This window comes from Kaistia geumhonensis (assembly GCF_030815145.1).
Taxonomy (GTDB): Bacteria; Pseudomonadota; Alphaproteobacteria; order Rhizobiales; family Kaistiaceae; genus Kaistia; species Kaistia geumhonensis.
Map to the genome: position 1 here is coordinate 171,869 of NZ_JAUSWJ010000001.1, position 12,768 is coordinate 184,636.

The 12,768-nt window shown below is 62.2% G+C and carries 9 protein-coding genes; 5 read left to right on the forward strand and 4 right to left on the reverse strand.

Annotated elements, in window-relative coordinates; all coding sequences use genetic code 11:
• The 3 genes from QO015_RS00820 to QO015_RS00830 are packed head-to-tail and all read left to right on the forward strand — an operon-like array spanning position 1 to position 6,719.
• A complete protein-coding gene (locus QO015_RS00820; RefSeq protein WP_266282112.1) occupies positions 1–483 on the forward strand; it encodes a hypothetical protein in 483 nt (160 codons plus the stop codon).
• 3 nt (positions 484–486) lie between these two features.
• Positions 487–3,408: a DUF1156 domain-containing protein gene (locus tag QO015_RS00825; protein ID WP_266282111.1), complete on the forward strand. Its 2,922-nt coding sequence runs from the start codon at positions 487–489 to the stop codon at positions 3,406–3,408.
• A gap of 14 nt (positions 3,409–3,422) precedes the next feature.
• A complete protein-coding gene (locus QO015_RS00830) occupies positions 3,423–6,719 on the forward strand; it encodes a DUF499 family protein (protein WP_266282109.1) in 3,297 nt (1,098 codons plus the stop codon).
• A gap of 494 nt (positions 6,720–7,213) precedes the next feature.
• On the opposite strand, the gene QO015_RS00835 is transcribed toward QO015_RS00830, so the two are convergent.
• Complete coding sequence (locus QO015_RS00835; protein ID WP_266282526.1) at positions 7,214–8,128, reverse strand: sigma-70 family RNA polymerase sigma factor; 915 nt, start codon at positions 8,126–8,128, stop codon at positions 7,214–7,216.
• Positions 8,129–8,314: 186 nt separating this feature from the next.
• Between QO015_RS00835 and QO015_RS00840 the strand changes: the two genes are divergently transcribed.
• On the forward strand, positions 8,315–8,770 hold the full coding sequence (locus QO015_RS00840) for a carboxymuconolactone decarboxylase family protein (protein WP_266282107.1): 456 nt from the start codon (positions 8,315–8,317) through the stop codon (positions 8,768–8,770).
• A 251-nt stretch (positions 8,771–9,021) separates the two neighbouring features.
• Here the strand turns inward: QO015_RS00840 and QO015_RS00845 are convergent, their stop codons facing one another.
• Both QO015_RS00845 and QO015_RS00850 read right to left on the reverse strand, forming a co-directional pair.
• Complete coding sequence (locus tag QO015_RS00845) at positions 9,022–10,293, reverse strand: mandelate racemase/muconate lactonizing enzyme family protein (RefSeq protein ID WP_266282105.1); 1,272 nt, start codon at positions 10,291–10,293, stop codon at positions 9,022–9,024.
• Between the two features lie 157 nt (positions 10,294–10,450).
• Complete coding sequence (locus QO015_RS00850; RefSeq protein WP_266282103.1) at positions 10,451–11,161, reverse strand: GntR family transcriptional regulator; 711 nt, start codon at positions 11,159–11,161, stop codon at positions 10,451–10,453.
• Positions 11,162–11,229: 68 nt separating this feature from the next.
• Between QO015_RS00850 and QO015_RS00855 the strand changes: the two genes are divergently transcribed.
• Positions 11,230–12,267 carry a C-terminal binding protein gene (locus tag QO015_RS00855; protein ID WP_266282101.1) on the forward strand — a complete coding sequence of 346 codons (1,038 nt, stop codon included), beginning with the start codon at positions 11,230–11,232 and terminating at the stop codon, positions 12,265–12,267.
• Positions 12,268–12,360: 93 nt separating this feature from the next.
• On the opposite strand, the gene QO015_RS00860 is transcribed toward QO015_RS00855, so the two are convergent.
• On the reverse strand, positions 12,361–12,708 hold the full coding sequence (locus tag QO015_RS00860; RefSeq protein WP_266282100.1) for a carboxymuconolactone decarboxylase family protein: 348 nt from the start codon (positions 12,706–12,708) through the stop codon (positions 12,361–12,363).
• Between the last annotated feature and the right edge of the window lie 60 nt (positions 12,709–12,768).

Below are 12,768 nucleotides of genomic sequence, written 5' to 3' on the forward strand. Positions count from 1 at the left end.
ATGACCGATTTCGCAATCCTCGCCCCCGTTCCCTTGGAGCACCTTGAGTCCGGCCAAGTGATCGCTGCAGCGAAGGGCTTCGTTGCTTTCGGCTCGCGGAAATTCGAACTCTTCCGTGACATCGATCAGCGCTGTGACGGCAAACCCGTTCCAGTCTTGATCTACCCCTCGCATGAGGACGATCCGGCCAAGGTCACTTCGATGGTGTCATGGATCGGTTGGTATGTCGGAAGCGAAGAAACCCATAACGGGCGACACTCGCTGGGCATGGAGCATCGCCCCCCGACGACCGGCCAGTACATCGCGGACAACAAGGGGCACTGGGCGGTGTTTTGGCATGTGCAGCAACTCTTGCCGCTGGATGCCAAGGATCGTTTCGCGATCTCGAAATTGCAAACCATCAAAGGCGGTTGGCGCAAAAACGCCCCGCCGCGCGGACCCGAGCTTGTCGCTCTGCCCACGTTCATCGAATTTCCGGAGTAAGCCGTGTCTCAAACCTACAAGAAGAAGCTCATCGAGGTCGCCATCCCGTTGGAAGCGATCAACGCGGCGTCCGCGCGGGAGAAGTCGATCCGGCACGGACATCCGTCCACGCTGCATCTGTGGTGGGCGCGGCGGCCGCTTGCTGCGTGCCGTGCGGTGCTGTTCGCGCAGCTCGTCGATGACCCCTCTGAGTATGCTGACAAGCTGCTCGACGATCCGAAGATCCGCGAGAAGGCAGAGGCAGACCTGGCCATCCGCCTCAAGGCGTGGCGCGATCGAAGGCCGGACGTTCAGGGGAATGTGCCAGACACGCCGGAACCGACCCTCAAAGATTGCGCGGCCGACATCGAGCGCAAGCGTCTATTCGAGATCATCGAAGAATTGGTGCTTTGGGAGAACTCGACAAACGAAGAAGTTCTGGAGCGCGCGCGCGCAGAAATCCGGCGTAGCTGCGGCGGCGTGCTGCCGCCGGTCTATGACCCCTTCTCGGGCGGCGGATCGATCCCGCTGGAGGCGCAGCGGCTAGGCCTGCCTGCCTACGGCTCCGATCTGAACCCGGTGGCGGTGATGATCGGCAAGGCGATGATCGAGATCCCGCCGAAGTTTAAGGACATGCCCCCCATCCACCCCGGCGCAAAGGAACGGTCGTTCTATCGCAACGCCGAAGGGCTGGCCGAGGATGTGAAGTACTACGGCGAATGGATGCGCGAGAAGGCGTGGGAGCGCATCGGGCATCTCTACCCCCAGGTGGACCTGCCGAAGGAATATGGTAGCGGCAAAGGTACCGCGATTGCTTGGATATGGGCGCGGACGGTGCCGAGTCCCGACCCAGCATATGCAGATGTCCATGTGCCAATCACCACAAGCTTCATGTTGAGTTCAAAGCCCGGCAAGGAAGCTTGGATTGAGCCGAAAGTTGACCGGACCAAAAAGGCCATAGCGTTTGTTGCCCACAATGCTGGGACAAAGGCGGAGATTGCGAAGGCCAAGGAGGGCACAAAAGCTGGACGTGGTGCAAACTTCCGTTGTTTGCTTTCTGATTCCGCGATTACGTCTGAATATGTCAAAAAAATCGCTCAATCTGGCGGAATGGGGCAAATGCTTATTGCCGTCGCAACAGAGGGCAAAAATGGGCGTGTCTTTGTATCGCCAACGGCCGACCAAGAGACTGTTGCCGTTGACGTGGAACGGCAAAGGGCACCCGGAATCGCCTTGCCGAACCATAGCCAGTATGTCGGAGTTCTCGGATACGGCTTTGAAACCTTCGGCGATCTGTTCTCGAGTCGGCAGCTCGTTGCGCTGAACTCGTTTTCCGATCTGGTTGAAGAAGTTCGTGCGCAGATTTTGGCTGATGCAGTGGCCGCAGGCTTGCCGGCTGATGCTGAACCACTGCGCTTGGGTGGGCTTGGGGCGCAAGGATATGCAGATGCGGTCTCAGTTTACCTCGGCTTCTGCGTTAGTAAGTCAGCTGATTATTGGTCCAATCTGTGCACATGGAGGTCTGACCCTAAGAACTTAGGGGTGGGGCACGTCTTTGCGAGGCAAGCAATTCCAATGGTTTGGGATTTTGCCGAAGCGAATCCATTTTCAAAGTCCTCAGGCAATTTTCTTACATCCTTGGACTGGATAGTACGCGTTGTCCGTGAGCTGCCGAGCGCGACGAGTGGCGAAATTCGCCAAGTTGATGCTCAAAGTGTGGAATATCCGGCAGGTTCAGTCATTTCGACCGATCCTCCTTACTACGACAGCATTCCCTATGCAGATATCTCCGACTTCTTCTACTCGTGGCTTCGCGGTACCCTTCGGACAACATTTCCAGATCAATTGAACACGATCGCCGTTCCCAAGATGGAGGAACTGGTTGCTGATCGGATGCGTCACGGCGGCGCAGATGCGGCTGAAGCCTTCTTTCTGACCGGCATGACCTCAGCGATTGGCCGCATGTGCGGCCACTCAAGCCCCGACTATCCAGCGGCCATCTACTATGCCTTTAAGCAAAGTGAAGTCGAGCAAGAGGGCATCAGCTCAACGGGGTGGGCAACCTTCCTTCAGGCAATCATGGACGCTGGCTACTCGGTGGTTGGTACTTGGCCGGTGCGCACCGAGTTGGCGAATCGCACGAGGGCGTCGGGTTCCAACGCCCTCGCCAACTCTGTCGTCCTTGTTTGCCGCAAAAAGGAGGCGGCAGCCGAAGTCGTTACACGCGCTGAGTTCATCCGTGCGCTGAAGCGCGAGCTGCCCCCGGCTATTGCCGAGCTTCAGGCTGCCAACATTGCTCCGGCGGACATGCCCCAGTCGGCGATCGGCCCGGGCATGGGCGTCTTCTCGCGCTACAAGGCAGTGCTGGAGTCCGACGACAGCCCAATGAGCGTGAAGACCGCGCTTCAGCTCATCAATCGTGAGCTGGACGAATATCTGGGTGGCATCCAGGGCGAGTTCGATGCTGACACGCGCTTTGCAATCACCTGGTTCGAACAGCACGGCATGGCGAAGGGTGACTATGGCGCCGCCGATAACCTCGCGCGTGCACGCGGCATCTCTGTCGAGAGCGTGAAGCACGCCGGGATCGTCGAGAGCGCTGCCGGCAAGGTGCGCATACTGGCCCGCGATGAACTCGACGATGATTGGGGGCCCGAAGCCGACGGTCACCTCACGGTATGGGAGTGCCTTCAGCATCTCGTCCGCAAATACGAGAAGGACGGCATTTCGCATGAGACTGCCGTTCTGCTGAAGAAAATCGACGCGAAGGCCGAGGCTGTGAAGGACCTTGCCTACTGCCTCTACGACATCAGTGCCAACAAGCGGAAGGATGCGAAGGAGGCCACGGCCTACAACGCGCTGATCGCCGACTGGACGGAGCTGACACGGCAGGCCGCGGCCATCCACGACACGAGCGGGGATCGTCAGATCCGCCTGGATATCTGAGGGGGAACGGGACAGTGGCCAAGAGCACGCGCCAGTATGTTTTCGAGGGCATGGAGCTGCTGCCCGCAGCCCTCATTCCATTCGTCGAGAAGCGGCTGGAAAGCTCGCTGAAGGGGCATTGGCAGGTCCAGGTTTTGGAGAAGCTCCCGAGCCTGCGCCCCAACAGCAACGGCGAGGTCGGCTGGGACCAGGCCGCGCTGTTCAACGCGATGGACCGCTTCTGGAGCGAAGCCTTCAAAGCGGTGCTGGGGCGGGCTGAGCGCTCGCTCGTCAACGAGCTGAGTGACGTCCGCAACAAGCTCTCGCACAATGAGACTTTCAGTTACGACGACGCGGAGCGCGCGCTCGATTCCATGCGTCGCCTGATGGAGGCGATCAGCGCCGGCGAGACCGCCGAGCAGCTCTCGAAGATGCGCGACACCATCCTGCGCACAAAGTTCACCGAGCTTCAGCGCAATGAGGAGCGCCGGAAAACCCAGCGCCTGGAAATCTCAGTCGAGACGGTGGCGGGCTTGCTTCCCTGGCGCGAGGTGGTCGAGCCGCACCAGGATGTTGCCACCGGGGAATTCCAGCAGGCTGAGTTCGCGGCCGACCTCGCCAAGGTGCATTCGGGCAGCGCGCCGGCCGAGTATCGCGATCCGCGCCAGTTCTACAGCCGCACCTATCTGACCGAGGGGCTGAGTGCGCTTCTGGTTGGCGCGGCCAAGCGGCTGTCGGGCAGCGGCGGCGATCCGGTCGTCGAACTGCAAACCAACTTCGGCGGCGGCAAGACGCACTCGATGCTGGCCCTCTATCACATGGCGGGACCGACGCCGGTCCAGGACCTGTCGGGCCTCGATCAGCTGCTCGAAAGGCACGAGCTGACCGTGCCCAAGAACATCAAGCGCGCGGTGCTGGTTGGCACTTCACGCGGGCCGCAGGACGTCCTCAATGCCGAGGGTGGCCGCAAGATCCGGACGACCTGGGGTGAACTGGCGTATCAGCTCGGCGGCGCCGAAGCCTTCGACATGATCGCCGAGAATGATGCCAACGGCATTGCGCCAGGCTCCCACCTGCTCGAGACAATCTTCAAGAAGTACGCCCCATGCCTGATCCTGATCGACGAGTGGGTGGCGTATCTGCGTCAGATCTATCGGGTCGAAGGGCTGCCCTCGGGTTCGTTCGATGCGAACCTGTCGTTCGTCCAGTCGCTCACCGAAGCGGTCAAGGCGAGCCCCGGAACGCTGCTGGTCGCATCCTTGCCGGCGTCGCAGATCGAGGTTGGCGGCGAGGGCGGCCAGGAGGCGCTCGCGCGTCTCAAGCAGACCTTCAGCCGTGTCGAATCCTCATGGCGGCCCGCCAGCCAGGAGGAGAGCTACGAGATCGTGCGGCGTCGGCTGTTCAAGGAGATTCCGGGCGACAAGTTCCATCACCGGGACAACACGCTGAAGCAGTTCGCCAAGCTCTATCGGGAGAACGCCAACGATTTCCCGCAGGGCTGCGCCGACGAGGACTATCGGCGCAAGCTGGAGAAGGCCTATCCGATCCATCCCGAGCTGTTCGACCAACTCTACACGAGCTGGGGATCGCTGGAGAAGTTCCAGCGCACGCGCGGCGTGCTGCGCCTCATGGCGCAGGCGATCCACGAACTCTGGATGAACGGCGACCCGTCGGTGATGATCATGCCGGGCAGCGTCGCGGTGAGCTCGCCGCGGGTTGAGCCTGAGCTGCTCCATTATCTCGACGTGACCTGGCAGTCGATCATCGCCGGTGATGTCGATGGCACAGCGTCCACGCCTTACAAGATTGACCAGTCGGCCCCCAACCTGAACCGCTACTCCGCGACTCGGCGCGTGGCGCGCGCGATCTTCATGGGGACGGCACCGACGCACCAGCAGCAGAACACCGGTCTCGACGACAAGCAGATCAACCTCGGCGTCGTGCAGCCGGGCGAGCGGCCCGCGATCTTCGGCGACGCACTGCGACGGCTTACCAACCAGGCCAAGTTCATGCACGCCGATCTCGGGCGCTACTGGTACTCGATGTCGGCGAGCCTCAACCGCATTGCAGCTGACAAGGCAGCGCAAATCGAGACCGCGCTCGTCCTGATGACGATCGACGCCGAGCTGAGCAAGTATGTGAACAGCCTTGCTGATCGTGGGCACTTCGATGCCGTTCAGGTGGCGCCGGCCTCGTCGGCGGAAGTGCCGGACGAAGCTGGAGGCGTGCGGGCAGTCGTCCTGGGCGTCGCGCATCCGCATAATGGCCGCGAGGGTTCCGAGGCGCTGGTCGAAGCCAAGGACATCCTGATGCAGCGCGGCAGCACGCCGCGCGTCTATCGCAACATGCTGGTGTTCATTGCCGCGGATTCTCGCCAGCTCGACAATCTGAAAGACGCGGTGCGAGCGTCGCTCGCCTGGGGCGAGATTGTCCGCGACACCGAGCGGCTCAACCTGACGCAGAGCGACAGCGCGCTGGCCAAGGCCAAGCTGGCTGAATCGAACGAGACGATGAAGACACGCCTGAAAGAGGCGTGGTGCTATCTTCACTATCCGGCGCAGGAAAGCGCGCAAGCCGATGTCGAATGGGTCTCGGGCAAGATCCCGGCTCAGGACGGGCTGCTGGCGCGGGCTAGCAAGAAGCTCGTGGCCGAGGAAGGGTTGCTGACGGAATTGGGGCCGACGCGCCTCGATCGAGACCTCCAGAAGTACATCTGGAACGGCAAGCCGCATCTCTCGCTCAAGGATCTGCGGGAGTATCTCAATCGCTACATCTACCTGCCACGCCTGAAGAACCAGGAGGTTCTGATCAAGGCTGTGCAGGCGTCCGTGAGCGGGATGATCCCGGGGCCCTTCGCCTATGCCGAACGATGGGACGAGAAGTCGGACATCTATCTGGGTCTTGCCATCGAGCGCGCCGCGAACGCGGCAGTCGTGATCGACAGCGACAGTGTCATTGTTAAGCCAGCTGTGGCCGAGGCCCATCGACCGGTTCCGGTGCAGCCTGGTAGTGGCGGGGGTGCGCAAGGCCCAGGCGAGACGTCTCCGGATACAGGGTCGCAGCCAGACGGCGGTACGCCCCAGCCTCCGCCTCCCGAGAGGAAGCCAACTCGCTTCACCGGCAGCGTGATGATCTCTTCGGAACGACCAGCGCGCGAGATCCATCAGATTGTCGAAGCGATCGTCGAGCAGCTCACGACGCTACCGGGGAGTTCGGTGAAGCTGAAGCTAGAGATCGACGCCGAAGTTCCATCGGGGCTCGACCGGGCAAAGGTGCGGACGTTGGTAGAAAACGCCAATACGCTCGGGTTCATCGAGAAGTCCGTCGAGTAGATTCTCGCGCATAAGGAAGAACTTTGCTATGTCGCTGACGGTACTTTTAGGGGGCCTGCGCCGACGCCGCTTTTGGCCCGGAGAGGTGCCCGGAGAGGCAATCGAAGCCGATAGATGCTGGAACCGCGAAAATATTTTTTCTGGCCGTTTTCTAAATGAAATCAAGAGCGTAGCATTTTGACGGCCTCACGGTCGGAGAATGGCCGTCAGAATGGGCGCTTACCATCGAATTTTCAAAGACTTATGGGGAATTCAGACAATCGAGTGGGAGTGACGGATACGAGCGGCGGCAATGGTTTAGTTTAGGCGGTCGTTTTCGCCTTTGCTTCGTGGCCGCTCTTTGGCTTGCAGCTGATCATCAATTTGTGCAGTTCCGCACTAACGACAGGGAACATCGACTCCCAGAGGAAAATCGCGCAGCGACGTGAACCAGCGGGCTTTCATTGGCGAGAGTTGCCCCATATCTCGGTTAGCGGCTGGGGCTTAGCCGCCACTCAATTTTCCGCGTCGCCCGCTACTATGGCGGACGAAAGGTGAGCCAATTTGTCGGGGTTCTTGACAATATAGATTGCGGCGATCGTGCCATCGCGAATATCGAGCGCTGTAGTCTGCAGAAGGCCGCTACCGTCGACGCTGATATAGCCTGGCAGGCCGTCGATCATCACAGTGCGCAACAAGGTCGGCGCATGCAGATTCTTCCGGCGGGACCCGACGAACAAGCGTAGCGCGCGGTCGATTCCGCGTACCACATTGCGTAGGGCAAGCACCTTGCCGCCGCCGTCCGCATGGATCTCGACATCCTGCGCCAGCAGTTCAGCGAGTTGTGCGGTGTTGCCATCGCGCGCGGCGGTGAAGAAAGCGCGTGCGATCCGGTCCGCTTCGGCTGGCTCCAGGGCGAAGCGAAGCCGCGCCGCCTGAACATGCTTACGGGCACGTGATGCGAGCTGGCGGACGGCGGCAGGCTCGCGCCCCAAGGTGACTGCCACCTCAGGAAGGGGCATGTCGAACACGTCGTGGAGAAGGAAAGCCGCGCGCTCCAGCGGAGACAGGCGCTCCATCGCCAGCATCAGCGCAACGGTGATATCGTCGGAGACCGTTTCGTCGGGCTCGGCAGACCCCATCAGCGGATCGGGCAGCCATTGCCCGACGTAGATCTCGCGTTGCGCGCGTGCCGATTTTATCTGGTCGAGGCACAAGCGGGTAACTATGCGGGTCAGATAGGTGGTGGGGAACTCTATATCACCCGCGGTCCGCTCCCAACGCAGCCACGCATCCTGTACGACATCCTCGGCGTCGCTCAGTGAACCGAGCATTCGGTAGGCAAGGCGCAGCAATCGACTGCGTTCTGCCTGAAAATCGGCAGTGCGTTGATCGCTCCGTCCCCTTCGCTGATCCGCGGCACCTCCGATAACGTCCGCTGGCACTGATGTCTCCGTCTCTTCTGTGTGGTCACGCCACAAGACGAGGCAGCGTGCCCAACTGTGACATGCATCCGGCCACCCGCGAGAAATTTCCTGGGCACGTCACAGTCATCCGTGATGCCTCGTCAAGTCTGCGAGCGTCGCTGAACGGCGCCCCAGAAGAAGGAAATAAACATGAGCGATACCACACGGCTGATCTGGCACGAGGTTGCACCGCAGGGCGCAAAGGCGCTGTTCGGCATCCATCACTATATCACCACGGGCACCAACCTGACGGAGCAACTCATACATCTCGTCTTCCTGCGGGTCTCGCAGATCAACGGCTGTGCCCATTGCATCGACCTTCACACGCGGGACCTACTTAAGACGATGTCCATCGACAAGGTCGCGCTAGTGCCGGTCTGGGCAGAAGTGCCTCATCTTTTCCCAGAACAGTATCGCGCTGCGCTGGCCTGGGCCGAAGAGGTGACGTTGGTCAGTGACACACATGCGTCAGACGAAGCTTATGCGGCGGCTGCAGCTGCATTCGAGCCAAAGGACCTTGTCGATCTCACCGTCGCCATTGCCGCGATGAATGCCTTCAATCGACTCGGCGCGCCGTTCCGCCTGCCCGTAAAGGCGCTGGCCTGACCAAGCTTTCAAAGCGATCCTCGCACTGATCGCAAAGTCCGCACTCTCCGCACGCCGGAGGACATTGTTCCTGAGAACAGTCTGGGCACGCGAAGCTCGGGCTGTGCCGGACAATCGGACAGGACATTCGAGCCAAGAGGCGCGTGTCAGCAATCGATCGACGTTACCGTTACGATGCATCACCGCAGATATCGACTGGGTCGGTTCCCTCGCGCTCCCCGCGTGACGCGATGACGACCGGCCGCATCATCTCACCACCGCTTCAGCGTCTCTTCGGTCGTTGTCTCGACGCGGGCGTTCGGCCGCGTGAAGAGATCCTCCCGCAGCCTCGTGCCGAGGCCCGGCCGATCGGGCAACAGGATATGGCCGTCGCGGATCTCGATGCGGTCGGTGACGACGTCGTCGTACCAGCCGTCAACATAGCCGCGCACGGTTTCCATGATCATCGCGTTGGGGATGTGGTGCATCAGGTGCGTCGCCGCCCACAAGGCGACGGGGCCGATCGTGTCGTGGCAGGTCACGGGGAGGAAATAGGTGTCGGCCATGGCGGCGATCTTGCGCCCCTCCGTCAAACCGCCACCCCATGAAAGATCAGGCATGACGATGTCGGTGGCGCCTCGCTCGATCCAGGGACGGAAGCCGAATCGCGTGAAGACGCGTTCGCTCTGGCAGATCGGGATATTTGTCGTCTGCTTGAGCCTTACATAAGGCTCGACATTGTCCGGCGGCATGATTTCCTCGAGCCAGAGGATGTCGAGAGGCTCGATGGCACGCGCGATCTTGACGGCCGTGCCGACGTCCCAGCGCGCATGACCTTCGATCGCGATCTCCATCCGGTCGCCGACGGCGCGGCGGATATCCTCGATGATCGCGACGCCGGCCTTGAGCTCGTCGTTCGACAGCGCGTGGCCGCGCGGGCCGGCGGCCGACTGGGCGCCCCAGATGACCATCGGCTTGCGTATGTCGACCGGTCCGGAAAGCGTCGGCGCGAATTGGTCGAACGGCCAGATCTTCATGGCCGTGATCCCCTGGGCGAGGAGATCGCTCGCGAGCTCGCCGGCCCTGCCATTCAGCCAGGCGGTGAGATCGTCGTATTTTCCAAAGCCCACGCAGGTGTTGTAGGCGCGGATGCGATCGCGGCTGCGTCCACCGAGCAGGGTATAGATGGGCTCGCCGGCATGCTGGCCGAAGAGATCCCAGAGCGCGACATCGGCCGCCGAGATCGCGCGCATCTCGGCACCATAGGCACCGCAGAAATTCACCAGCGCAAACATATTCTGCCAGTGATTTTCGATGTCGCGGGGATCGCGGCCGATGAGGAGCGGGGCGAAGACGTCGTGGATGACGGAGGAGACGGCGCGCGGCAGATAATAGGTTTCGCCGATGCCGATCAGTCCAGTATCCGTGTGGATGCGGACCCAGAGATTATTTGGCAGTGCCTGCCGGGCTTTCGCGTTGAGCTTGGCCCATTCAGCCTGCGGCAGGGCCTCGAACCACAGCGTCTCGATCCTGGTGATCTTCATGATCGTCCCCCACGCGACAGGCGCAAAGTATACTTATCGGTTCGTCGCCGTAAGCCCGCCCCACCCTAAAGGTGAGGGCGGCTCAGTCCAACCTCAGTTGATTGTTAACAATCGACGCTATCAAGCAGTGCGGGGGTGTCAAGCTCGCGCCGCCGGTTCAGCCGGCCTCGATCTGCAGGGTGTCGCGCTCCGCCATATGTGCCTCCAGGCGCTCGTAGGCTCCGCCGATATGCTCCTCGATGCAGGCCGCCGCCGCGGCTTTGTCCCGGTCCTTGACGAGCTGGAGCAGGCGCGCGTGGTCACGATACCAGGAGACGAGGTAGTCGTTCGGCAGTCCGTCGCGGAGCAGAAGGAAGACGAAGATCTGCGAGCGTAGTGCTTCCCAGGCGCGGTAGAGGCGGCCGTGATGGGCGGCGCGAAACAGCGCGTCATGGAAGTCAATATCGAGCTCGGCCACCCGCCGGCGTGTCATGGACGCGCGGGGAACCGATTGAAAGAGCGTCAGAATTGCCTCAAGCGGCGCAAAATCGACCTCGGTCGCCCGCTCGCAGGCCGAGGTCACGGCAAGCGCCTCGAGGGCGCGGCGCAGGCTGTAGATTTCCGCGGCGTCCTCGACCGAGACCCGTGCCACGGTCGCGCCACGATGGGTCTCGTGAACGACCAGTCCCTCCTGTTCCAGGCGGAAGATCGCCTGGCGGATAGGGCCTCGGCTGACATTGAGGCTTTCGGCGAGTTCGTCCTCGATCAGCCGATCTCCGCCCTTCAGTCGGCCCGAGAGGATCGCCTCGCGGATCGAGTCCGCGACATCGTCGGTGAGCACCCGGCGCTCGCGCCGCTGCAGGTGAGGGGCCAAGGGACTCTTGCTCATGCATATCGCCTACTGTTAACAATCTTGTTGACGCAAATGTTGATCACAGGGGTTTTGGAAACATAATCATGCGTATTTTCAAAGTTAATTGGTATCCGCCGCAGAGCGAAGAACTGACCCGCCTGTTCGGCGAGACGGTCACGTTCGACATCGACCCGATCCCGACCGATCCGTCCTATCGCATCGCGCCGGAGCGGAGCCGCGCCGCCGATGCCGTGATCAACTGTTCGGCCACGCATCTCCTCCCCGCCGACATCGCCGATTTCGAAAACTGCCGCATCGTCGTGCGCGAGGGTGTCGGCTACGACAATCTCGACCTCGCGGGGTGGGGCGCGCGAGGTGTGCCTGTCTGCAACGTGCCCGACTACGGAACGACCGAGGTCGCCGATCATGCGATCGCCCTGATGCTGTCGCTGACGCGCGGCACCGCCACCTATGGCGATGTGCTGCGACGGGACCCGGTTGCGAACTGGCGCTTCGCCGCGGCGCCGCTGATCCGCCGCCACAAGGGGGCGACGTTCGGCGTCGTGGGGCTCGGCAGGATCGGCCTCGCCGCCGCGCGCCGGGCGGCGGCGTTCGACATGCGGGTCGTGTTTTACGATCCCTATCTGCCAAACGGCACGGAGCTGTCGGTCGGCTACGAGCGCGTGCACAGCCTCGTCGAGCTGATGGCGACGAGCGATATCGTCAGCGTTCATGCCCCCCTCAACGAGGAAACGCGCGGCCTGCTGGGCAGGGCCGCATTCGCCGCGGCGAAACCCGGCCTCATCCTCGTCAACACGGCGCGCGGGCCGATCGTCGACCTCGACGCGCTGCACGAGGCGCTGGTCGACGGCCGCGTCGCCGGCGCCGGGCTCGATGTGCTGCCGAAGGAGCCGGCGGATGCCGATCATCCGCTGGTGAAGGCCTGGACGAGCCGCGAGAGCTGGCTGGACGGGCGGCTGATCCTGACGCCGCACGCCGCCTTCTACAGCCCCGATGCGATGAAGGACATGCAGCGTAAGGCCGTCGAGGTCATCCTCGCCTATGTGAACGAGGGCCGTCTGACGAATTGCGTCAACCGCGAGTTCCTGAAGGGGGGCAAGACAACGGGGCGGCCGTCCTGAAGTCCGGCCCTGCGAAGCCGGCTCGCTTCACGGGGCATCCGGTCCGGGCGCGAGGCCGCGCGTGGCGGTTCCGACGAGGCGGGCAGGGGTGGGTCATTCCCCTGCCGCCAGTTGGTCATGGGCTTCCAGTGCCTGCGCGGCGTACATGACGGACGGGCCGGCGCCCATATAGACGGCCATGGCCAGGGTCTCGGCGATTTCCTCGCGCGTCGCGCCGGCCTTGATGGCGCCCTCGGTGTGATAGGCGATGCAGGGCTGGCAGCGCACGGCGACGCTGATCGCAAGCGCTATGAGTTCCTTGGTCTTGCCGTCGAGCGCCGTGCCGCCATGGGCGGCGCGCGACATCTCCGAGAAGGCTTTCATGACGTCCGGCGCACCCTGTCTCAGGGTCCGGACGCCAACATTCCTGTTCTCGATCAGAGCCTGCCAGTCCTGGATCATTCCATCGCCTCCGCTTCGCCGGCTCCGACCTGTCGGCAGCCGGTCCATTGCTCCCTTCTC